The sequence below is a fragment of the Kosakonia sp. BYX6 genome (assembly GCF_038449125.1).
Taxonomy (GTDB): Bacteria; Pseudomonadota; Gammaproteobacteria; order Enterobacterales; family Enterobacteriaceae; genus Kosakonia; species Kosakonia calanthes.
The window spans coordinates 4,447,289-4,471,141 of the sequence record NZ_CP151800.1 but is presented as its reverse complement, the minus strand read 5'-3'; the positions used below and the strand labels follow the sequence as shown (position 1 = coordinate 4,471,141).

At 54.9% G+C, this 23,853-nt stretch carries 14 protein-coding genes, 1 tRNA gene and 3 rRNA genes; 14 read left to right on the top strand and 4 right to left on the bottom strand.

The features are described 5' to 3' along the window. The first annotated feature begins 4 nt into the window (after positions 1-4). From nfi to AAEY27_RS20870, 4 genes are all read left to right on the top strand, one after another. The gene (gene nfi / locus AAEY27_RS20885) at positions 5-685 is read left to right on the top strand and encodes a deoxyribonuclease V (RefSeq protein ID WP_342322690.1); all 681 of its coding nucleotides are present in this window, start codon (positions 5-7) and stop codon (positions 683-685) included. 33 nt (positions 686-718) lie between these two features. After that, entirely contained in the window at positions 719-1,309 is a 591-nt protein-coding gene (locus tag AAEY27_RS20880; RefSeq protein WP_342322689.1) for a YjaG family protein, read from the top strand. Between the two features lie 186 nt (positions 1,310-1,495). Beyond that, entirely contained in the window at positions 1,496-1,768 is a 273-nt protein-coding gene (hupA, locus tag AAEY27_RS20875) for a nucleoid-associated protein HU-alpha (RefSeq protein WP_035890328.1), read from the top strand. A gap of 12 nt (positions 1,769-1,780) precedes the next feature. Further along, positions 1,781-2,473 carry a DUF1481 domain-containing protein gene (locus AAEY27_RS20870; RefSeq protein WP_342325665.1) on the top strand — a complete coding sequence of 231 codons (693 nt, stop codon included), beginning with the start codon at positions 1,781-1,783 and terminating at the stop codon, positions 2,471-2,473. 192 nt (positions 2,474-2,665) lie between these two features. Here AAEY27_RS20870 and purD read toward each other — a convergent pair whose 3' ends face one another. Then, positions 2,666-3,958 (bottom strand): phosphoribosylamine--glycine ligase, encoded by a 1,293-nt coding sequence (gene purD / locus AAEY27_RS20865; protein WP_342322688.1) that lies wholly within the window; start codon positions 3,956-3,958, stop codon positions 2,666-2,668. A 15-nt stretch (positions 3,959-3,973) separates the two neighbouring features. Further along, entirely contained in the window at positions 3,974-5,563 is a 1,590-nt protein-coding gene (purH, locus tag AAEY27_RS20860; protein WP_342322687.1) for a bifunctional phosphoribosylaminoimidazolecarboxamide formyltransferase/IMP cyclohydrolase, read from the bottom strand. 573 nt (positions 5,564-6,136) lie between these two features. Between purH and AAEY27_RS20855 the strand changes: the two genes are divergently transcribed. The 9 genes from AAEY27_RS20855 (at position 6,137) to aceK (ending at position 17,873) form a co-directional block, all read left to right on the top strand. Further along, a 16S ribosomal RNA gene (locus AAEY27_RS20855) occupies positions 6,137-7,678 on the top strand. Between the two features lie 85 nt (positions 7,679-7,763). Next, a tRNA-Glu gene (locus AAEY27_RS20850) sits at positions 7,764-7,839 on the top strand. Between the two features lie 231 nt (positions 7,840-8,070). Then, positions 8,071-10,976, top strand: a 23S ribosomal RNA gene (locus tag AAEY27_RS20845). 102 nt (positions 10,977-11,078) lie between these two features. Beyond that, a 5S ribosomal RNA gene (gene rrf, locus AAEY27_RS20840) occupies positions 11,079-11,194 on the top strand. Together the 16S, 23S and 5S rRNA genes with 1 tRNA gene alongside form the textbook arrangement of a ribosomal RNA operon. A gap of 180 nt (positions 11,195-11,374) precedes the next feature. After that, positions 11,375-11,803: a YjaA family stress response protein gene (locus tag AAEY27_RS20835; RefSeq protein WP_342322686.1), complete on the top strand. Its 429-nt coding sequence runs from the start codon at positions 11,375-11,377 to the stop codon at positions 11,801-11,803. Between the two features lie 134 nt (positions 11,804-11,937). Continuing rightward, a complete protein-coding gene (gene metA, locus AAEY27_RS20830) occupies positions 11,938-12,867 on the top strand; it encodes a homoserine O-acetyltransferase MetA (RefSeq protein ID WP_342322685.1) in 930 nt (309 codons plus the stop codon). 245 nt (positions 12,868-13,112) lie between these two features. Then, complete coding sequence (aceB, locus tag AAEY27_RS20825; protein WP_342322684.1) at positions 13,113-14,714, top strand: malate synthase A; 1,602 nt, start codon at positions 13,113-13,115, stop codon at positions 14,712-14,714. 34 nt (positions 14,715-14,748) lie between these two features. After that, positions 14,749-16,053: an isocitrate lyase gene (gene aceA, locus AAEY27_RS20820; RefSeq protein ID WP_342322683.1), complete on the top strand. Its 1,305-nt coding sequence runs from the start codon at positions 14,749-14,751 to the stop codon at positions 16,051-16,053. A gap of 71 nt (positions 16,054-16,124) precedes the next feature. Next, the gene (gene aceK, locus AAEY27_RS20815; protein ID WP_342322682.1) at positions 16,125-17,873 is read left to right on the top strand and encodes a bifunctional isocitrate dehydrogenase kinase/phosphatase; all 1,749 of its coding nucleotides are present in this window, start codon (positions 16,125-16,127) and stop codon (positions 17,871-17,873) included. An 8-nt stretch (positions 17,874-17,881) separates the two neighbouring features. On the opposite strand, the gene AAEY27_RS20810 is transcribed toward aceK, so the two are convergent. Beyond that, positions 17,882-18,901 carry a hypothetical protein gene (locus AAEY27_RS20810; RefSeq protein ID WP_342322681.1) on the bottom strand — a complete coding sequence of 340 codons (1,020 nt, stop codon included), beginning with the start codon at positions 18,899-18,901 and terminating at the stop codon, positions 17,882-17,884. Positions 18,902-19,023: 122 nt separating this feature from the next. Beyond that, complete coding sequence (iclR, locus tag AAEY27_RS20805; RefSeq protein ID WP_342322680.1) at positions 19,024-19,848, bottom strand: glyoxylate bypass operon transcriptional repressor IclR; 825 nt, start codon at positions 19,846-19,848, stop codon at positions 19,024-19,026. 193 nt (positions 19,849-20,041) lie between these two features. On the opposite strand from iclR, the gene metH reads away from it, so the two are divergent. After that, positions 20,042-23,728, top strand: coding sequence for a methionine synthase (gene metH, locus AAEY27_RS20800; protein ID WP_342322679.1), 3,687 nt, complete (start codon positions 20,042-20,044; stop codon positions 23,726-23,728). Positions 23,729-23,853 lie beyond the last annotated feature (125 nt).

The window sequence follows — 23,853 nt, the reverse complement described above, 5'->3', positions numbered from 1 at the left end:
GAATATGGATCTCGCGTCACTACGCGCACAACAACGTGAACTGGCTTCTTCCGTGATCCACGAGGATCGCCTGGATAACGATCCGCCGAGGTTGATCGGCGGGGCGGATGTCGGGTTCGAACAGGGCGGAGAAGTGACGCGAGCGGCGATGGTGTTGTTGTCATGGCCGTCTCTCGAACTGGTGGAGTATCAGGTGGCGCGTATCGCCACCACTATGCCTTATATCCCCGGTTTCCTCTCTTTTCGCGAATATCCCGCGCTGCTGGCGGCGTGGGAGATGTTGTCGCAAAAGCCGGACTTGCTCTTTGTGGATGGGCACGGCATTTCCCATCCGCGTCGGCTCGGTGTGGCCAGCCATTTTGGCCTGCTGGTGGATGTGCCAACTATTGGTGTGGCGAAGAAACGGCTGTGCGGTAAGTTTGAGCCGCTCGCCGATGAGCCGGGCGCGCTGTCGCCGCTTTTCGACAAAGGCGAAAAGTTGGCGTGGGTGTGGCGCAGTAAAGCGCGCTGCAATCCGCTGTTTATCACCACGGGTCATCGTGTCAGCCAGGATAGCGCCTTGTCGTGGGTGCAGCGCTGTGTGAAAGGTTACCGGTTGCCGGAACCGACGCGCTGGGCGGATGCGGTGGCATCTGGCCGCCCGGCATTTGCGCGTTGGCAGGCAATTCAGCGCGATATCAGGTAAACTGCCGCGCATTACCGATTCTGAGAAGCGATCATGTTACAAAACCCCATTCATCTGCGGCTGGAAAAGCAGGAAAGTTGGCAGCACGTTGTTTTCATGGCCTGCCTGTGCGAGCGCATGTATCCCAATTACGCTATGTTTTGTCAGCAGACCGAGTTTGGCGATGCGCAGATTTATCGCCGGATCCTCGATTTGGTGTGGGAAACGCAGATCGTTAAAGATGCGAAAGTGAATTTCGACAGCCAGCTTGAGAAGCTGGAAGAGGCGATTCCTTCTGCCGATGATTACGATCTGTACGGCGTGTATCCGGCAATTGACGCCTGCGTTGCGCTGAGTGAGTTGGTGCATTCGCGCTTGAGCGGTGAAACGCTGGAGCACGCGATTGAAGTCAGTAAAACGTCGATCACCACCGTTGCGATGCTGGAGATGACCCAGGCGGGACGTGAAATGACCGATGAAGAGCTGAGGTTGAACCCCGCTGTCGAGCAGGAATGGGACATTCAGTGGGAGATTTTCCGCCTTTTGGCTGCTTGCGAAGAACGCGATATTGAGCTGATTAAAGGCCTGCGCGCAGACCTGCGTGAGGCCGGAGACAGCAATATCGGTATAAATTTGCAGCAATGAGACAATAAAACGTGATTTAAGGCCTGTTTTGTCGCGCCAGAAGGCTTCCCTTCATACCCCCGTCTGGTCTACATTTGGGGGGCGAAAAAAAGTGGCTATCGGTGCGTGTATGCAGGAGAGTGCTTTTGAGGCATTTCCGTCGCACTCGATGCTTAGCAAGCGATAAACACATTGAAAGGATAACTTATGAACAAGACTCAACTGATTGATGTAATTGCAGACAAGGCTGATCTGTCTAAAGCGCAGGCAAAAGCTGCACTGGAATCCACCCTGGCTGCTATTACTGAGTCTCTGAAAGAAGGTGATGCGGTACAACTGGTTGGTTTCGGTACCTTCAAAGTGAACCACCGCGCTGAGCGTACTGGCCGCAACCCGCAGACCGGTAAAGAAATCAAAATCGCCGCAGCAAACGTGCCGGCATTTGTTTCTGGTAAAGCACTGAAAGACTCTGTTAAGTAAGACAGCGTGGCAGTGAACAGTTTTGTCGAAGGGGCGGTTTCGCCCCTTTTGTCATTCTGGCGTCGCCCGCTGGCGCTGGCAGGTTTACTGTTGCTGACCGCCTGTAGCCACGACTCATCGTTGCCGCCATTTACCGCCAGCGGTTTTGCCGGCGATCAGGGCGCGGTGCGAATCTGGCGTAAAGATTCCGGCGGCGAAACCCATTTGCTTTCCGCTATTAGCCCGTGGCATCACGGGAACACGTCTCTGGGTGAGTACCGCTGGCAAGGCGATGCGTTAACCCTCATCGAACTGAATATCTACGGCAAACCGCCAGAGCATATCCGCGTGCGTTTTGACGATCGCGGCGAGCTGAGCTTTATGCAGCGTGAAGTCGACGGCCAAAAACAGCAGCTCTCCAGCGACCAGATTGCTTTGTATCGCTATCGCGCCGAACAGATCCGCCAGACCAGCGATGCGCTGCGTCAGGGGCGTGTGGTGTTGCGTCAGGGACGCTGGCAGGGGAATAACACCGTGCAAACCTGCGAAGGGCAGACGGTGAAGCCTGATTTGGATACGTTGGCGCTAAACCATATAGCACAGCGGCAGAGCCGCACGGCGAGTGCGGTCAGTGTGGCGTGGCTGAAAGCGCCAGAAGGCGCGCAGCTGTTGCTGGTCGCGAATGAAGATTTCTGCCACTGGCAGCCGACGGAAAAAAGCTTTTAACGGCATGCCTGATGGCGCTTCGCTTATCAGGCATGCGGATTGAGCATTGGGTAAGAAATGTAGGCCGGGTAAGCGCAGCGCCACCCGGCGAATTGCCCGATGGCGCTTCGCTTATCAGGCCTGCGGATTGAGCATTGGGTAAGAAGTGTAGGCCGGGTAAGCGCAGCGCCACCCGGCAACAGGCGTGATGAGTTACTTGTCCTGCTCGCGTGCAATCGCGCGGTAACCGATATCCCGGCGGCTAAAGCTGCCATCCCAGTGGATATCCGTCATTAACGCGTAAGCGCGCTGCTGCGCTTCGGCAACGCTGTTACCCAGCGCGGTAACGCATAAAACGCGCCCGCCGTTGGTGAGTACCTGGTCGTCGGCAGCCAGTTTGGTGCCTGCATGGAACACTTTACCGTCCGCCACTTCTTCCAGCGGCAAACCGTGGATCACATCACCGTTGCGATAGTTGCCCGGATAACCCCCGGCCGCCATCACCACGCCCAGCGACGCACGCTCATCCCATTTGGATACTTTCTCGTCCAGCTTACCTTCACAGGCCGCCAGGCACAGCTCCACCAGATCGGACTGCATACGCAGCATGATTGGCTGGGTCTCCGGGTCGCCAAAACGGCAGTTGAATTCGATAACCTTCGGGTTGCCCTGTTTGTCGATCATCAGACCGGCATACAGGAAGCCGGTGTAGGTATTGCCTTCTGCCGCCATGCCGCGCACGGTTGGCCATATTACGCGATCCATGGCGTGCTGGTGCACTTCATCGGTGACTACCGGTGCAGGAGAGTAAGCGCCCATTCCGCCGGTATTCGGCCCGGTGTCGCCATCGCCAACACGCTTGTGATCCTGGCTGGTGGCCATTGGCAGCACATGCTCGCCATCTACCATTACGATAAAGCTGGCTTCTTCGCCATCGAGAAACTCTTCAATCACGATGCGATGGCCTGCATCGCCAAACGCGTTACCGGCCAGCATGTCGTGGACGGCTGCTTCGGCCTCTGCAAGCGTCATGGCGACGATCACACCTTTACCCGCCGCCAGACCATCGGCTTTGATAACGATAGGCGCACCTTTCTCGCGCAGGTAAGCCAGTGCAGGCTCAATCTCGGTGAAATTCTGGTATTCCGCCGTAGGAATGTTGTGGCGAGCAAGGAAATCTTTGGTGAAGGCTTTCGAACCTTCAAGTTGGGCTGCACCCTGTGTTGGGCCAAAAATCTTCAGGCCAGCAGTGCGGAATGCGTCGACCACGCCAATGACCAGCGGCGCTTCCGGGCCAACAATGGTCAGATCGATTTTCTCGTTCTGCGCGAAGCTCAGTAGCGCCGGAATATCGGTGACGCCAATCGCCACGTTTTGCAGCGTGGGTTCCAGCGCTGTGCCAGCGTTACCCGGCGCGACAAAAACGGTATCAACCAGCGGTGACTGTGCCGCTTTCCAGGCCAGCGCGTGTTCGCGCCCGCCGTTACCAATCACTAATACTTTCATTGTCTGCTCCGTGGATTAATGGCGGAAGTGACGCATGTCGGTGAAGATCATCGCAATGCCGTGCTCGTCGGCGGCGGCAATCACTTCGTCATCGCGGATGGAACCACCCGGTTGGATAACGCACGTCACGCCGACCGCAGCCGCGGCATCGATACCATCGCGGAAGGGGAAGAAGGCGTCAGACGCCATTGCCGAGCCTTTCACTTCCAGCCCTTCGTCACCGGCTTTGATCCCGGCAATCTTCGCAGAATACACGCGGCTCATCTGGCCTGCGCCAATGCCGATGGTCATGTTCTCTTTAGCGTAAACAATGGCGTTGGATTTCACGAACTTCGCGACTTTCCAGCAGAACAGCGCATCACGCAGCTCTTGCCCGGTCGGTTGACGCTTGCTGACCACGCGCAGGTCATTTGCGCTGACCATGCCCAGATCGCGATCCTGAACAAGCAGACCGCCGTTCACGCGTTTGAAATCCAGACCCGGCACACGTTGCGCCCACTCGCCACACACCAATACGCGGACATTCTGCTTGGCAGCGGTGATTTTCAGCGCGTCTTCGCTAGCAGATGGCGCAATGATCACTTCAACAAACTGGCGGGAGATAATCGCCTGCGCGGTCGCGGCATCCAGTTCGCGGTTAAAAGCAATAATGCCGCCGAACGCGGAGGTCGGATCGGTTTTATAAGCGCGATCGTAAGCATCCAGAATAGAACCGCCGACGGCCACGCCGCACGGGTTGGCGTGTTTCACAATCACGCAAGCGGGTTCGTTGAACTCTTTCACGCATTCCAGCGCCGCATCGGTATCCGCAATGTTGTTATAGGAGAGCGCTTTACCTTGCAGCTGTTGCGCAGTGGCAACCGAAGCTTCTTTTACTTCTTCTTCTATATAGAAAGCTGCTTGCTGATGGCTGTTCTCACCGTAGCGCATATCCTGCTTCTTGATGAAGTTCAGATTCAGCGTGCGCGGGAAGCGACCGGCAGGCTCTGTGCTCTCGCCGTGATAGGCCGGAACCAGGCTGCCGAAATAGTTGGCAATCATGCTGTCGTAAGCGGCGGTGTGTTCGAAAGCTTTAATTGCGAGGTCGAAGCGGGTTTCTAACGTCAGCGAACCTTCGTTGGCATCCATTTCATTAATAATGGTGGTGTAGTCGCTGCTCTTTACAACGATGGCGACATCTTTATGGTTCTTGGCGGCGGAGCGCACCATGGTTGGACCGCCAATATCGATATTCTCAACCGCATCTTCCAGCGAACAGCCTTCACGTGCGACGGTCTGGGCGAACGGGTAAAGGTTAACAACTACCATATCGATCGGCGCGATCGCGTGTTGCGCCATGATCGCGTCATCCTGACCGCGACGACCAAGAATGCCGCCGTGCACTTTCGGGTGCAGGGTTTTTACACGTCCATCCATCATTTCCGGGAACCCGGTGTAGTCGGAGACTTCGGTCACCGGCAGACCTTTATCTGCCAGCAGACGAGCGGTTCCGCCAGTAGAGAGCAGTTCTACGCCACGCTGAGAGAGCGCCTGTGCGAATTCGACAATACCGGCCTTGTCAGAAACACTGAGCAGTGCGCGGCGGACTGGACGACGTTGTTGCATGGTAAATCCCCTGGATTTGACTTTAACAGAGAGCGTTAGCTGAATTTTTTCTTCTTTATATAAGCAAAAACTCAGCTAACACCCCAGGAAGGGCAGGCTATTTTTGCGCGGGCATTGTAACGAAAACGTTTGCGCAGCGCTCGCGAATTTTTGTACTTTTGGCGGATTGTGGATAAGTCTGTGTGTAAATGGGTATAAGGGTGGGTTTTGCTGTGGAATGCAGCAGTCAGTCATTTTTATGTCATTTTTCTATTGCGGGGTGCGGAGAACTCCCTATAATGCGCCTCCATCGACACGGCAGATGTGAATCACTTCACACAAACAGCCGGTTCGGTTGAAGAGAAAAAATCCTGAAATTCAGGGTTGACTCTGAAAGAGGAAAGCGTAACATACGCCACCTCGCGACAGAGCGCCAGGGCGCGTCGCAACTGCTCTTTAACAATTTATCAGACAATCTGTGTGGGCACTCAGGGGATATGGATTCTTGAACGTCGCAAGACGCTAAATGAATACCAAGTCTCACGGGTGAACACGTAATTCATTACGAAGTTTAATTCAGTGAGCATCAAACTTAAATTGAAGAGTTTGATCATGGCTCAGATTGAACGCTGGCGGCAGGCCTAACACATGCAAGTCGGACGGTAACAGGAAGCAGCTTGCTGCTTCGCTGACGAGTGGCGGACGGGTGAGTAAAGTCTGGGAAACTGCCTGATGGAGGGGGATAACTACTGGAAACGGTAGCTAATACCGCATAACGTCGCAAGACCAAAGAGGGGGACCTTCGGGCCTCTTGCCATCAGATGTGCCCAGATGGGATTAGCTAGTAGGTGGGGTAAAGGCTCACCTAGGCGACGATCCCTAGCTGGTCTGAGAGGATGACCAGCCACACTGGAACTGAGACACGGTCCAGACTCCTACGGGAGGCAGCAGTGGGGAATATTGCACAATGGGCGCAAGCCTGATGCAGCCATGCCGCGTGTATGAAGAAGGCCTTCGGGTTGTAAAGTACTTTCAGCGGGGAGGAAGGGGAAATGGTTAATAACCATTTTCATTGACGTTACCCGCAGAAGAAGCACCGGCTAACTCCGTGCCAGCAGCCGCGGTAATACGGAGGGTGCAAGCGTTAATCGGAATTACTGGGCGTAAAGCGCACGCAGGCGGTCTGTCAAGTCGGATGTGAAATCCCCGGGCTCAACCTGGGAACTGCATTCGAAACTGGCAGGCTTGAGTCTCGTAGAGGGAGGTAGAATTCCAGGTGTAGCGGTGAAATGCGTAGAGATCTGGAGGAATACCGGTGGCGAAGGCGGCCTCCTGGACGAAGACTGACGCTCAGGTGCGAAAGCGTGGGGAGCAAACAGGATTAGATACCCTGGTAGTCCACGCCGTAAACGATGTCGACTTGGAGGTTGTGCCCTTGAGGCGTGGCTTCCGGAGCTAACGCGTTAAGTCGACCGCCTGGGGAGTACGGCCGCAAGGTTAAAACTCAAATGAATTGACGGGGGCCCGCACAAGCGGTGGAGCATGTGGTTTAATTCGATGCAACGCGAAGAACCTTACCTGGTCTTGACATCCACAGAACCTGGCAGAGATGCCGGGGTGCCTTCGGGAACTGTGAGACAGGTGCTGCATGGCTGTCGTCAGCTCGTGTTGTGAAATGTTGGGTTAAGTCCCGCAACGAGCGCAACCCTTATCCTTTGTTGCCAGCGGTCCGGCCGGGAACTCAAAGGAGACTGCCAGTGATAAACTGGAGGAAGGTGGGGATGACGTCAAGTCATCATGGCCCTTACGACCAGGGCTACACACGTGCTACAATGGCGCATACAAAGAGAAGCGACCTCGCGAGAGCAAGCGGACCTCATAAAGTGCGTCGTAGTCCGGATTGGAGTCTGCAACTCGACTCCATGAAGTCGGAATCGCTAGTAATCGTGAATCAGAATGTCACGGTGAATACGTTCCCGGGCCTTGTACACACCGCCCGTCACACCATGGGAGTGGGTTGCAAAAGAAGTAGGTAGCTTAACCTCCGGGAGGGCGCTTACCACTTTGTGATTCATGACTGGGGTGAAGTCGTAACAAGGTAACCGTAGGGGAACCTGCGGTTGGATCACCTCCTTACCTGAAAGAACCTGCCCCTGCAGTGCCCACACAGATTGTCTGATGAAAAGCAGAAAGCAAGGCGTCTTGCGATTGAGACTTCAGTGTCCCCTTCGTCTAGAGGCCCAGGACACCGCCCTTTCACGGCGGTAACAGGGGTTCGAATCCCCTAGGGGACGCCACGCGTTAACTGATGAGGTTGAACCTCGCAGGGGACGCCACTTGCTGGTTTGTGAGTGAAAGTCACCGGCCCTGATATTTCAAAACTGACTTGTAAAGTCACGTTTGAAATATCTGCTCTTTAAAAATCTGGATCAAGCTGAAAATTGAAACGCGGAACAGTGCGAACTGTTCCGTGAGTCTCTCAAATTTTCGCAACGTGATGATGCGTAAGAAACATCTTCGGGTTGTGAGGTTAAGCGACTAAGCGTACACGGTGGATGCCCTGGCAGTCAGAGGCGATGAAGGACGTGCTAATCTGCGAAAAGCGCCGGTAAGGTGATATGAACCGTTATAGCCGGCGATGTCCGAATGGGGAAACCCGGTGCACTCAGGTGCATCATCACAGCATGAATCCATAGTGCTGTGAAGCGAACCGGGGGAACTGAAACATCTAAGTACCCCGAGGAAAAGAAATCAACCGAGATTCCCCCAGTAGCGGCGAGCGAACGGGGAACAGCCCAGAGCCTGAATCAGTTTGTGTGTCAGTGGAAGCGTCTGGAAAGTCGCGCGATACAGGGTGAAAGCCCCGTACACGAAGATGCACATGCTGTGAGCTCGAAGAGTAGGGCGGGACACGTGGTATCCTGTCTGAATATGGGGGGACCATCCTCCAAGGCTAAATACTCCTGACTGACCGATAGTGAACCAGTACCGTGAGGGAAAGGCGAAAAGAACCCCGGCGAGGGGAGTGAAAGAGAACCTGAAACCGTGTACGTACAAGCAGTGGGAGCCTCATTAATGGGGTGACTGCGTACCTTTTGTATAATGGGTCAGCGACTTATATTCTGTAGCAAGGTTAACCGTATAGGGGAGCCGAAGGGAAACCGAGTCTTAACTGGGCGTTAAGTTGCAGGGTATAGACCCGAAACCCGGTGATCTAGCCATGGGCAGGTTGAAGGTTGGGTAACACTAACTGGAGGACCGAACCGACTAATGTTGAAAAATTAGCGGATGACCTGTGGCTGGGGGTGAAAGGCCAATCAAACCGGGAGATAGCTGGTTCTCCCCGAAAGCTATTTAGGTAGCGCCTCGTGAATTCATCTCCGGGGGTAGAGCACTGTTTCGGCTAGGGGGCCATCCCGGCTTACCAACCCGATGCAAACTACGAATACCGGAGAATGTTATCACGGGAGACACACGGCGGGTGCTAACGTCCGTCGTGAAGAGGGAAACAACCCAGACCGCCAGCTAAGGTCCCAAAGTCATGGTTAAGTGGGAAACGATGTGGGAAGGCCCAGACAGCCAGGATGTTGGCTTAGAAGCAGCCATCATTTAAAGAAAGCGTAATAGCTCACTGGTCGAGTCGGCCTGCGCGGAAGATGTAACGGGGCTAAACCATGCACCGAAGCTGCGGCAGCGACGCTTATGCGTTGTTGGGTAGGGGAGCGTTCTGTAAGCCGTTGAAGGTGTGCTGTGAGGCATGCTGGAGGTATCAGAAGTGCGAATGCTGACATAAGTAACGATAAAGCGGGTGAAAAGCCCGCTCGCCGGAAGACCAAGGGTTCCTGTCCAACGTTAATCGGGGCAGGGTGAGTCGACCCCTAAGGCGAGGCCGAAAGGCGTAGTCGATGGGAAACAGGTTAATATTCCTGTACTTGGTGTTACTGCGAAGGGGGGACGGAGAAGGCTATGTCGGCCGGGCGACGGTTGTCCCGGTTTAAGCGTGCAGGTGGAACGACCAGGCAAATCCGGTTGTTTTTAACACTGAGGCGTGATGACGAGGCACCACGGTGCTGAAGTGACAAATGCCCTGCTTCCAGGAAAAGCCTCTAAGCATCAGGTAACACGAAATCGTACCCCAAACCGACACAGGTGGTCAGGTAGAGAATACCAAGGCGCTTGAGAGAACTCGGGTGAAGGAACTAGGCAAAATGGTGCCGTAACTTCGGGAGAAGGCACGCTGGTGCGTAGGTGAAGTGACTTGCTCACGGAGCTGAAACCAGTCGAAGATACCAGCTGGCTGCAACTGTTTATTAAAAACACAGCACTGTGCAAACACGAAAGTGGACGTATACGGTGTGACGCCTGCCCGGTGCCGGAAGGTTAATTGATGGGGTCAGCGCAAGCGAAGCTCCTGATCGAAGCCCCGGTAAACGGCGGCCGTAACTATAACGGTCCTAAGGTAGCGAAATTCCTTGTCGGGTAAGTTCCGACCTGCACGAATGGCGTAATGATGGCCAGGCTGTCTCCACCCGAGACTCAGTGAAATTGAACTCGCTGTGAAGATGCAGTGTACCCGCGGCAAGACGGAAAGACCCCGTGAACCTTTACTATAGCTTGACACTGAACACTGAGCCTTGATGTGTAGGATAGGTGGGAGGCTTTGAAGCGTGGACGCCAGTCTGCGTGGAGCCGACCTTGAAATACCACCCTTTAATGTTTGATGTTCTAACGTGGACCCGTGAACCGGGTTGCGGACAGTGTCTGGTGGGTAGTTTGACTGGGGCGGTCTCCTCCTAAAGCGTAACGGAGGAGCACGAAGGTCAGCTAATCCTGGTCGGACATCAGGAGGTTAGTGCAATGGCATAAGCTGGCTTGACTGCGAGCGTGACGGCGCGAGCAGGTGCGAAAGCAGGTCATAGTGATCCGGTGGTTCTGAATGGAAGGGCCATCGCTCAACGGATAAAAGGTACTCCGGGGATAACAGGCTGATACCGCCCAAGAGTTCATATCGACGGCGGTGTTTGGCACCTCGATGTCGGCTCATCACATCCTGGGGCTGAAGTAGGTCCCAAGGGTATGGCTGTTCGCCATTTAAAGTGGTACGCGAGCTGGGTTTAGAACGTCGTGAGACAGTTCGGTCCCTATCTGCCGTGGGCGCTGGAGAACTGAGGGGGGCTGCTCCTAGTACGAGAGGACCGGAGTGGACGCATCACTGGTGTTCGGGTTGTCATGCCAATGGCACTGCCCGGTAGCTAAATGCGGAAGAGATAAGTGCTGAAAGCATCTAAGCACGAAACTTGCCCCGAGATGAGTTCTCCCTGAGACTTAAAGTCTCCTGAAGGAACGTTGAAGACGACGACGTTGATAGGCCGGGTGTGTAAGCGCAGCGATGCGTTGAGCTAACCGGTACTAATGAACCGTGAGGCTTAACCTTACAACGCCGAAGATGTTTTGGTGTGAGAGAGAGAAGATTTTCAGCCTGATACAGATAAAGCCGGGTGCGGAGGAGAAGTCTGCGCGCGGTAAACAGAATTTGCCTGGCGGCACTAGCGCGGTGGTCCCACCTGACCCCATGCCGAACTCAGAAGTGAAACGCCGTAGCGCCGATGGTAGTGTGGGGTCTCCCCATGCGAGAGTAGGGAACTGCCAGGCATCAGACAGGTGAAGAGGCCATCCGTCAGGATGGCCTTTTTGCGTTCTGTCTCCTGGTTGTCGGTGGGCATTCCACCGGCAGCCGGAACAAACAGACAAGCCTCATGCGAAAGCATGGGGCTTTTTTGCTATTGTTTACCTGCAATACTTCACCCGAACTTACCGCTAAAGGAAGTAGCCATGGTCGTTCTGTATGTTCAGCTTTATAACAATCGCATGGTTGTACGCAATCTGACCACCCAGCAACAAGCCTCCGGCAATCACACTTTCAGTAACCAGCGCATACTCATCGCGGATTTCTTCCCGGCGGAAAAACTGCTGCATGGTCTCATTCATCAAGTCGCGCCTCGTTCCTTTTGGCATAAGCTGCCAGGCATGGGGTGCCTGGCTATTTTATCGCATGCGCTGGAGATGAATGAAGGCGGCTTATCGCCTGTGGAAGAGCGCGCTATTCTGGAAATGACCTATGGCGCTTCGCGCGGACGGTGCCGCATCCCGCAAGTGGTTGCTAGCCAGGCTCCCCTCAGCGATCAACAGGTGCTGGCCGCCCTCAACCAGGCTAAAAATTCCGCCTCGCAGGACAATAACAAGCTCACCATTATCAGCTGATGCCATTGCGGCGTAAGCCGTGATGTGAAACTTTCTCACCTTCCACATGCAAGCTCGACATTTTTGCCATTCCTGGGTATTGTCAGCGGTCTGGATGTCTAAACGTTTAAACGTATGTTGTGAGGATATAAGTTATGCCTATTCGGGTGCAGGACGAGCTGCCAGCCGTCAATTTCTTACGTGATGAAAACGTCTTCGTGATGACGGCTTCACGCGCGACCGTCCAGGAAATTCGTCCCCTTAAAGTGCTTATCCTCAACCTGATGCCAAAAAAAATCGAGACGGAAAACCAGTTCCTGCGCTTGCTGTCGAACTCACCGTTGCAGGTTGATGTTCGCCTGCTGCGCATTGATTCCCGCGAGTCGCGTAACACACCGGCCGAACACCTGAACACCTTCTACTGCAACTTTGATGAGGTTTGCGACGAGAACTTTGATGGTTTGATCGTCACCGGCGCGCCGTTAGGCTTAGTTGAATTCAATGATGTCGCTTATTGGCCGCAGATCGAGCAAGTTCTCGAATGGGCAAAAGATCACGTCACTTCCACGTTGTTTGTCTGTTGGGCGGTACAAGCCGCATTAAATATCCTTTATGGCATCCCCAAACAGACCCGCAGCGAAAAACTCTCAGGCGTCTACGAACATCACATTCTTCATCCACATGCTCTGCTGACGCGCGGTTTCGACGATGCGTTTCTCGCACCACACTCGCGCTACGCTGATTTCCCGTCTGCCTTGATCCGTGATTACACCGATCTGGAAATCCTCGCTGAAACGGATGAGGGCGATGCTTATCTGTTCGCCAGCAAAGATAAACGCATTGCGTTTGTCACCGGTCACCCGGAATACGATGCCAATACCTTAGCGGGCGAGTATTTCCGCGATGTGGATGCGGGCCTCGCACCAGAGCTGCCTTACAATTATTTCCCGCACAACGATCCGCAAAATACACCGCGCGCTTCATGGCGCAGCCACGGCAATTTACTGTTCATCAACTGGCTCAACTACTACGTCTACCAGATCACACCATACGATCTGCGCCATATGAATCCGACGCTGGATTAAGCGTTTCAGCCCCTTATTGCAGGCACCTTCGGGTGCCTTTTTTGTTTGCGAAAACCACTTCACAGCGCAATAAAAATATAACTTCTTTTTTATCAGTTGGTTAATGGTATTTAAAATTAAAAATGGAAATTGTTTTTGATTTTGGAAAAGTTATTGACCAGGATTGATCCTGCCGAACGAAAACTGCACAACCGATCTTCGTTTGCATTGGGAAATGTCTTTGCTGCAAAAAGAGGAACCGCACTATGACACAACAGGCGACAACAACCGATGAACTGGCCTTTACGCAGCCGAATGGCGAGCAGGAGGAGCAAATTCTGACGCCCGCAGCGGTGGAATTCCTGAGCGAGCTAGTGACGCGCTTTACGCCAAAACGCAACCAACTCCTGGCAGCACGTCTGCGCCAGCAGCAACAAATTGATGACGGTACGTTGCCTGATTTTATTTCGGAAACAGCTTCCATACGTGAAAGCGACTGGACAATTCGCGGCATTCCGAACGATCTGCTGGACCGCCGCGTTGAAATAACCGGGCCGGTGGAACGCAAAATGGTGATCAATGCCCTCAACGCCAACGTAAAAGTGTTCATGGCAGATTTCGAGGATTCACTGGCGCCGAACTGGGAGAAAGTGATCGACGGGCAGATCAACCTGCGCGATGCGGTCAACGGCACCATCAGCTACACCAATGAAGCCGGTAAAATCTATCAGTTGAAGCCCGATCCGGCGGTGCTGGTATGCCGCGTGCGTGGTTTACACCTGCCGGAAAAACACGTCACCTGGCGTGATGAACCGATCCCCGGGAGCCTGTTCGACTTTGCGCTCTACTTTTTCCACAACCATAAAAGCCTCCTCGCCAAAGGCAGTGGCCCCTATTTTTACCTGCCGAAAACCCAGTCCTGGCAAGAAGCCGCCTGGTGGGGTGAAGTCTTCAGCTATACAGAAGACCGCTTTAATCTGCCGCGCGGCACGATTAAAGCCACTTTGCTGATTGAAACCCTTCCCGCTGTGTTCCAAATGGACGAAATCCTGCACGCCCTGCGCGACCATATTGTCGGGCTGAACTGCGGGCGCTGGGATTACATCTTCAGCTATATCAAGACGTTGAAAAACTACCCGGATCGCGTGTTGCCAGACCGCCAGGTGGTAACGATGGATAAACCGTTCCTCAGCGCCTACTCTCGCTTGCTAATCAAAACCTGCCATCGCCGTGGCGCCTTTGCCATGGGCGGCATGGCGGCGTTTATCCCCAGCAAAGACGCCGAGCGCAATAATTGGGTGCTCAATAAAGTGAAAGCCGACAAACAGCTGGAGGCGAGTAACGGTCACGACGGCACCTGGATTGCTCACCCCGGTCTTGGCGATGCCGTCATGGAAATTTTTAACGCGGCGCTGGGTGAAAACAAAAACCAGCTGTTCGTTACCCGCGAAGACGATGCGCCGATCACCGCCGAGCAGCTGTTGGCGCCTTGCGAAGGCGAGCGTACCGAAGAAGGCATGCGCGCCAACATTCGTGTCGCGGTGCAATACATTGAAGCGTGGATCTCCGGCAATGGCTGCGTACCGATTTACGGTCTGATGGAAGATGCCGCCACCGCTGAAATTTCCCGCACCTCCATTTGGCAATGGATCCATCACGAAAAAACGCTGAGCAACGGCATACCGGTAACCAAAGCGCTGTTCCGCCAGATGCTGGCTGAAGAGATGCTGGTTATTCAGGAAGAGTTGGGCGAGCACCGTTTCAGCAGCGGCCGTTTTGATGAGGCGGCGCGGCTGATGGAACAGATTACGACGTCTGATGAGTTGATCGATTTCCTGACTCTACCTGGCTACCGCTTGCTGGCGTAATTCACCCCCCCTACAAAATATGGAGCATCTGCACATGAAAACCCGTACCCAACAAATCGAAGAATTACAACAAGAGTGGACGCAAGCGCGCTGGAACGGCATTCGCCGCCCGTATAGCGCGGAAGAGGTGGTGAAATTACGCGGTTCGGTGAACCCGGAGTGCACATTGGCGCAGCTCGGCGCGGCCAAAATGTGGCGCTTGCTGCATGGCGAATCGAAAAAGGGCTATATCAACAGTCTCGGCGCACTGACGGGCGGGCAGGCATTGCAGCAGGCGAAAGCAGGGATTGAAGCGGTGTACCTTTCCGGCTGGCAGGTCGCCGCCGACGCCAACCTTGCAGCCAGCATGTACCCGGACCAATCGCTCTACCCGGCAAACTCCGTGCCGTCAGTGGTGGAACGCATCAACAACACGTTCCGCCGCGCGGATCAAATCCAGTGGTCATCCGGCATTGAGCCGAACGACCCGCGCTATGTCGATTATTTTCTGCCGATCGTAGCCGATGCCGAAGCCGGTTTTGGCGGCGTGTTGAATGCCTTTGAACTGATGAAATCGATGATTGAGGCCGGTGCAGCGGCTGTGCATTTCGAAGATCAACTCGCGTCGGTGAAAAAATGCGGTCATATGGGCGGCAAAGTGCTGGTGCCGACGCAAGAAGCGGTGCAGAAACTGGTGGCCGCGCGTCTGGCTGCCGATGTGCTTGGCGTGCCGACCTTGTTGGTCGCGCGCACCGATGCGGATGCCGCCGATTTAATTACCTCCGACTGCGACCCCTACGACAGCGCCTTTATTACCGGTGAGCGCACCAGCGAAGGCTTCTACCGCACGCGTGCCGGCGTTGAACAGGCGATCAGCCGTGGCCTGGCTTACGCGCCGTATGCCGATTTGGTGTGGTGCGAAACTTCAACGCCCGACCTGGAGCTGGCGCGCCGTTTCGCCGACGCTATCCACGCGAAATTCCCCGACAAGCTGCTGGCCTACAACTGCTCGCCATCGTTTAACTGGAAAAAGAACCTCGACGACAACACCATCTCCCGCTTTCAGCAGGAGTTGTCGGACATGGGCTACAAATTCCAGTTCATCACCCTCGCGGGCATTCACAGTATGTGGTTCAACATGTTCGACCTGGCCCATGCTTATGCGCAGGGCGAAGGGATGAAACATTACGTTGAGAAAGTGCAGCAGCCGGAATTTGCCGCCGGCAAAGAGGGCTACACCTTCGTTTCGCATCAGCAGGAGGTGGGCACCGGCTACTTCGACAAAGTCACCACCATTATTCAGGGCGGCGTCTCGTCGGTCACCGCGCTAACGGGGTCGACGGAAGAAGCGCAGTTCTAAACGAACTCGCTGGTAACGTTGTAATCGCCGGATGGCGCTGCGCTTATCCGGCCTACATCATGGAGAAGACGATGGCGCGTGGTCTGGAACTGTTAATTGCCCAAACCATTCTGCAAGGTTTCGATGCGCAGTATGGACGCTTTCTGGAAGTGACCTCCGGCGCGCAACAGCGCTTCGAGCAAGCCGACTGGCAGGCCGTCCAGCAGGCGATGAAGCAGCGCATTCATCTCTATGATCATCACGTCGGCCTGGTGGTGGAACAACTGCGATGTATCACCGATGGCCTCGGCCCGGACGCCGCCTTTCTGCTGCGGGTAAAAGAGCACTACACGCAATTGCTGCCCGATTACCCGCGTTTTGAAATTGCCGAAAGCTTCTTTAACTCGGTCTATTGTCGCCTGTTTGATCACCGCTCGCTGACGCCCGAACGGCTGTTTATCTTCAGTTCACAGCCCGAACGGCGTTTTCGTACCATTCCGCGCCCGCTGGCGAAAGCTTTCTGGCCGGATCGCGGCTGGGAAACGCTGCTGACGAAAGTGCTGTCCGATTTGCCACTGCGCTTGCCGTGGCAGGACAAAACGCGGGATGTGAATTACATCGCCGCCCATTTACTGGAGGCTTTTGGTTCTGATCTCCTCAGCCAGTCGCATTTGCAGGTGGCGAACGAGCTTTTTTATCGCAACAAAGCCGCCTGGCTGGTCGGCAAGCTGGTAACGCCCGTGGCCACGCTGCCCTTTTTGTTGCCGATTCACCACACGGATGACGGCGAATTGTTTGTTGATACCTGCCTGACAACCCACGCCGAAGCCAGCATCGTGTTTGGCTTCGCGCGCTCGTACTTTATGGTTTATGCGCCGCTGCCTGCCGCTACTGTCGAATGGTTACGCGAAATCTTGCCCGGAAAAACCACTGCGGAACTCTATATGGCGATTGGTTGCCAAAAGCACGCCAAAACAGAAAGTTATCGCGAATACCTGAAATACGTCACCGCCAGCGATGAGCAATTTATTGAAGCACCGGGCATTCGCGGCATGGTGATGTTGGTATTTACGCTGCCAGGTTTCGACCGGGTGTTTAAGGTGATCAAAGACGTTTTCCCGCCGCAAAAGGAGATGAGCGCCGCGCATGTGCGCGCCTGCTACCAACTGGTGAAAGAGCACGACCGCGTCGGGCGCATGGCCGATACCCAGGAGTTTGAAAACTTCGTGCTGGAAAAGCGGCAGATCGCTCCAGCATTAATGGCGCTATTGCTGGAGCAGGCACCAGGCAAAATTACCGATCTCGGCGACCGCATCGCCATCAGCCATCTTTATATCGAGCGGCGTATGGTGCCGCTGAATATCTGGTTTGAGCAGGTCAAAGGCCAGCAATTGCGCGATGCGGTGGAAGAGTACGGCAACGCCATTCGCCAGCTTGCTGCCGCCAATATCTTCCCCGGCGACATGCTGTTTAAAAACTTCGGCGTCACGCGCCACGGGCGCGTGGTGTTTTATGACTATGACGAAATTTGTTATATGACCGAGGTGAATTTCCGCGACATTCCCGCGCCGCGTTACCCGGAAGATGAACTCAGCGCCGAGCCGTGGTACAGCGTATCGCCGGGCGATGTCTTCCCGCAGGAGTTTCGCCACTGGCTGTGCGCCGATGCGGAAATCGGTCCGTTATTCGAAGAGATGCATGCGGATTTACTGCGCGCCGACTACTGGCGTGGCTTGCAAGCGCGCATTCGTGAAGGACATGTGGAAGATGTTTATGCCTATCGCAAGCGCCAGCGTTTTAGCATTCGCTTTGGCAACGATGCGCTGCGACAGGCGGGGTAAAATGGCGGTTAGTGCATTTGTGTGTTGAACTGCAAAACCGCGTGGCTCATCGCGCCAAACAACAATAAGAACAGCAACAGCCCTAAAAAGGCAGCGGTGTTTGCGGTCGCGCTGCGAAACAACACCGTTTTCCGTGGCGTGAGCAAAATCGCCACTAACGGGATGATAAAAGCGAAATGACCAACCACGTCGGTTAAGCCAAACGGAATAAACGCCAATACGGCAATCAATGCGAACACCGCGATGCTCGCGTAACCCGCCAGTTTCCCGCTATAGATATGCCAGACCAGGCATAATTCCACAAAACCGCAGCCGCGCACGAAAAACGCCCAATCCAGGCCCATCGCCAAATAAGGGTGATTGGCAAGGAGCTGATAATACAAATTGGGCTGCATAAATTTTTCCACGCCACCCCACAAAAACGAGTAGCAAAGAACCAGGCGCAGCAAGGCCAGCACGCGCGCATTGGCACCTGTGGGCAATAGATTTTGAGTGATGAGATAGATGGCCAGCGCAACAAACAGCAGGTAATCCAGCATATGGAACGCGCCATACAGCTGAACCGCGTAGCTATACAGAAAAAGGATTAAACACCCGGCAATGACACTGGTTTTTCGTGAAACGGCGGTAATGGCGATAGCGAGGTGAACATACACCAGCCACGGGTTCGCCACGATCAGCTCGGGGGTGAGAATCACATTCGGATAGAAAGCCCCCAGCACCAGAAAAAACGCGCCGATTCCCCAGTGCATAATCCCCGGAACCCCGTTTTGAGCACGCGCTATCAGCGGCTGAAAACGCGGGCAATCGGTCAACGAGAGAACATTGCGATCGACCACGGAAGTGGCAAAAATCACGGCGGTCGCGAAAACCAGCAATGCCCAGAAACTCGTCGAACTGGCGATAAACGCCAGCGATTCAGGCGCCATACTGGCATTGTAATTCACGAACCATTTAACATGTGCCCAGGCGGAAACGGGCAGCGCCATGAGCATGGCGGCAATAATAATGCGAGCGTTAGGCTTCATCGAAAGGACCTCAGGAGTGACGTTGCCGCCAACTTGCCACTGCCTGGCGGGCGCGACAATGAGATATCCCTTTGGTTATCTGCGAGCCTGCTCGCAATGATTAAGACAACTCTTCGCGCGCGTTAGCGTGTTCCGCCATACGCCAGCGTCACCTCTTTCGCCCCACGAATCACCATCGCGCCGAGTTCGGTGACGCGGTCGTCGGTCATGCGTGAAATCGGCCCGGAAATAGAGATCGCCGCGAACGGTTCACCGTGTTCATCAAAAATGCAGGCCGCCACACAGCGCAGGCCGAGCGCGTGCTCTTCATCATCAAACGAATACCCGCGTTTACGCGTTTGGGCGAGATCCTCTTTCAAATGTACCGGCGAAACCAGCGTCGCGTGGGTATACGCATGCAGCCCCTGGCGGTGCAACAAGTTGCCCACCTGGTCATCATCCAGCCGTGACAAAAACGCTTTTCCCGCGCCGGAAGCGTGCATCGGCAGCTTGCCGCCAATCGGCGCGGACATGCGCATTAACTGCGTGCATTGCACCTGATCGATAATAATCGCCTGGTGATCGCTCTTATCCAACACAGCCAGGTTGACCGTTTCCCCTGACTCTTCCATCAGCGTGCGCAGAATCGGGTGGACGATGGCCATCAAATTGCGGCTTTGCAGAAAACTGCTGCCGACGATAAACGCATGCGCACCCACAGACCAATGGCCCAGTTCGCCGACTTGGCGAACAAAGCCGAGTTGTTGCATCGTGGTCAGTAAACGGTGTGTGGTTGAGTTCGGTAAACCCGCTTGCTGCGCCAGTTCCGTCAGCGCGACACTGCTGTGTGATTCGGCGATCCATTCCAGTAATTTCAGGCCACGCGTTAAAGACTGAACTTGTCCACCCGCCGGTGCGGCGGGTGCGGTGGCTTTTCGGCCTCGTTTAGCGGGAACGGATGCGACCATAACGGCTCCTTTTTCTGTATCGTGGAAATAGTTTTCGTTTTTCCAGAGTATAACGTAACTCTGTTACTGACTGATCGGATGAGTGATGCTGAACATCTCTCATGTTTACCCCGTGTCGCTTTTCCGGTCTGTCAGTTTATGCCACTATGTCCTGCTGGCCTTTTGGCCTGATTGAGCGTCGTCGGGAGCACGTGTGAGCAGCAAAGTTGAGCAACTGAAGCAACAGTTAAATAAACGAATTCTGGTTCTGGATGGGGGCATGGGCACCATGATCCAGAGCTACCGTCTGAGCGAGCAGGATTTTCGCGGCGAGCGTTTCGCCGACTGGCCCTGCGATCTAAAAGGTAACAATGACTTGCTGGTGCTCAGCAAGCCGGAGGTGATTACCGCCATCCATGACGCCTATTTTGCGGCGGGCGCGGACATCATCGAAACCAACACCTTTAACTCCACGACCATCGCCATGGCGGATTACCAGATGGAATCCCTGTCGGCGGAAATCAACTTTGCCGCCGCCAAACTGGCGCGCGCGAGCGCTGACACGTGGACCGCGCAAACGCCGGATAAGCCGCGCTATGTTGCCGGTGTGCTTGGCCCGACCAACCGCACCGCCTCTATTTCGCCGGACGTCAACGATCCGGCATTTCGTAATATCTCCTTCGATCAGTTGGTGACCGCGTATCGCGAGTCGACCAAAGCGCTGGTGGAAGGGGGATCGGATCTCATCTTGATCGAAACGGTGTTTGATACGCTCAACGCCAAAGCGGCGATCTTCGCGGTGAAAGCAGAGTTTGACGCGCTGGGCGTCGAACTGCCGATCATGATTTCCGGCACCATTACCGATGCCTCCGGGCGCACGCTCTCCGGGCAAACCACCGAAGCCTTTTATAACTCTTTGCGCCATGCCGATGCGCTCACCTTTGGGCTGAACTGCGCATTGGGGCCGGATGAGCTTCGCCAGTATGTGCAGGAGCTGTCGCGCATTGCCGAATGTTATGTCACCGCGCACCCGAACGCCGGTTTGCCGAACGCCTTTGGCGAATACGATTTGGACGCCGATACCATGGCGACGCAAATTCGCGAATGGGCAGAAGCCGGTTTCCTGAATATCGTTGGTGGCTGCTGCGGCACCACGCCGGAGCATATCGCCGCCATGAGCCGCGCGGTAGCGGGTTTGCCGCCGCGTAAACTGCCGGACGTGCCCGTTGCCTGTCGCCTTGCCGGCCTTGAGCCGTTGAACATTGGCGACGACAGCCTGTTTGTTAACGTCGGCGAGCGCACCAACGTCACCGGTTCCGCCAAATTCAAACGCTTAATCAAAGAAGAGAAGTACAGCGAAGCGCTGGACGTGGCGCGCCAGCAGGTGGAAAGCGGCGCGCAGATCATCGACATCAACATGGATGAAGGGATGCTCGACGCCGAAGCGGCGATGGTGCGTTTCCTGAACCTGATTGCCGGTGAACCGGACATTGCTCGCGTGCCGATTATGATCGACTCCTCAAAATGGGATGTGATCGAAAAAGGGCTGAAATGCATTCAGGGCAAAGGCATCGTCAACTCCATCTCGATGAAAGAAGGCATTGAGCCGTTTATCCACCACGCGAAATTGGTGCGCCGTTATGGCGCTGCGGTGGTAGTGATGGCCTTTGATGAAACTGGCCAGGCGGACACCCGCGAGCGCAAAATTGAGATTTGCCGCCGCGCGTACAAAATTCTCACCGAAGAGGTGGGCTTCCCGCCGGAAGATATCATTTTCGACCCGAATATCTTCGCCGTGGCGACCGGGATCGAAGAGCACAATAACTACGCGCAGGACTTTATTGGCGCCTGTGAAGATATCAAACGCGAATTGCCCCACGCGCTGATTTCCGGCGGCGTGTCGAACGTTTCCTTCTCCTTTCGCGGAAATGACCCGGTGCGCGAAGCGATTCACGCCGTGTTCCTCTATTACGCGATCCGTAACGGCATGGATATGGGGATCGTCAACGCCGGGCAACTGGCGATTTACGACGATCTGCCCGCCGAGCTACGCGATGCGGTGGAAGATGTGATCCTCAACCGTCGCGACGATGCCACCGAACGCATGTTGGACCTGGCGGAAAAATATCGCGGCAGCAAGGCCGCCGATGACGGCGCGAACGCGCAGCAGGCGGAGTGGCGCAGTTGGGACGTGAAAAAACGTCTCGAATACTCGCTGGTCAAAGGCATCACCGAATTTATTGAGCAGGACACCGAAGAAGCTCGCCAGCAGGCCGCGCGCCCAATTGAAGTGATCGAAGGACCGCTGATGGACGGCATGAACGTGGTGGGCGATCTGTTTGGCGAGGGCAAAATGTTTCTGCCGCAGGTGGTGAAATCCGCCCGCGTGATGAAACAAGCGGTGGCTTATCTCGAACCGTATATCGAAGCCAGCAAAGAGAAGGGCAGCAGCAACGGCAAGATGGTGATCGCCACGGTAAAAGGCGATGTGCATGACATCGGCAAAAACATCGTTGGCGTGGTGTTGCAGTGCAACAACTACGAGATCATCGATCTCGGCGTGATGGTGCCGGCCGACAAGATCCTGAAAACCGCCCGCGAAGTGAATGCGGATCTGATTGGACTTTCGGGGCTGATCACGCCGTCGCTGGACGAGATGGTCAACGTGGCGAAGGAGATGGAGCGCCAGGGCTTTACCATTCCGCTGTTGATTGGCGGCGCGACCACCTCGAAAGCGCATACGGCGGTGAAAATCGAGCAGAACTACAGTGGGCCGACGGTGTATGTTCAGAACGCCTCGCGCACCGTTGGCGTGGTTTCATCGTTGCTTTCCGACACGCAGCATGACGATTTTGTCGCCCGTACCCGCAAAGAGTATGAAACCGTGCGTATTCAGCACGCGCGTAAAAAGCCGCGCACGCCGCCGGTTTCGTTACAGGCGGCACGCGAAAACGATCTGGCTTTCGACTGGGCAAGTTACACACCGCCAGTCGCGCATCGGCTGGGCGTGCAAGAAGTGACCGCCAGCATTGACACGCTACGTAATTACATCGACTGGACGCCATTCTTTATGACCTGGTCGCTGGCGGGCAAATATCCGCGCATTCTCGAAGATGAGGTAGTGGGCGAAGAGGCGAAACGCCTGTTTGCCGATGCCAATGAAATGCTCGATATGCTCGGCGCGGAAAAACGGCTTAACCCGCGTGGCGTGGTCGGGTTGTTCCCGGCGAACCGCGTTGGTGATGACGTTGAAATTTACCGCGATGAAACCCGCACTCAGGTGCTGGCGTTAGGTTGCCATCTGCGCCAACAAACCGAGAAAGTCGGTTTTGCCAACTATTGCCTGGCGGATTTTGTTGCCCCGAAACTGAGTGGTAAAGCCGACTATATTGGCGCTTTCGCCGTGACCGGCGGTTTGGAAGAGGACGCGCTGGCAGAGGCGTACGACGCGGCGCACGATGATTACAACAAAATCATGGTCAAAGCGGTGGCGGATCGTCTGGCTGAAGCGTTTGCCGAATACCTGCATGAGCGGGTGCGTAAAGTATATTGGGGCTATGCGCCCAACGAAAATCTCAGCAATGACGAACTGATCCGCGAAAATTATCAGGGTATTCGCCCCGCGCCGGGTTACCCGGCCTGCCCGGAGCACACCGAAAAAGGCACCATCTGGGAATTACTGGATGTTGAGAAACATACGGGGATGAAACTGACGGAATCCTTCGCCATGTGGCCGGGCGCGTCAGTTTCCGGCTGGTATTTCAGCCACCCGGACAGCAAGTATTTCGCGGTGGCGCAAATCCAGCGCGATCAGGTGGAAGATTACGCCCGGCGCAAACAGATGCCGGTGACGGAAGTCGAACGCTGGCTGGCGTCGAATTTAGGCTACGATGCAGATTAATCCAAACGGGGCATTTTTAAATGCCCTTTTTTTTCGCCATTTCATTTCTACGACACAATTGTGAAGCAGACATAATACAGATTGAAACTAAGAACATTCTTAAAGTGGTATATTTTCTTAGACCC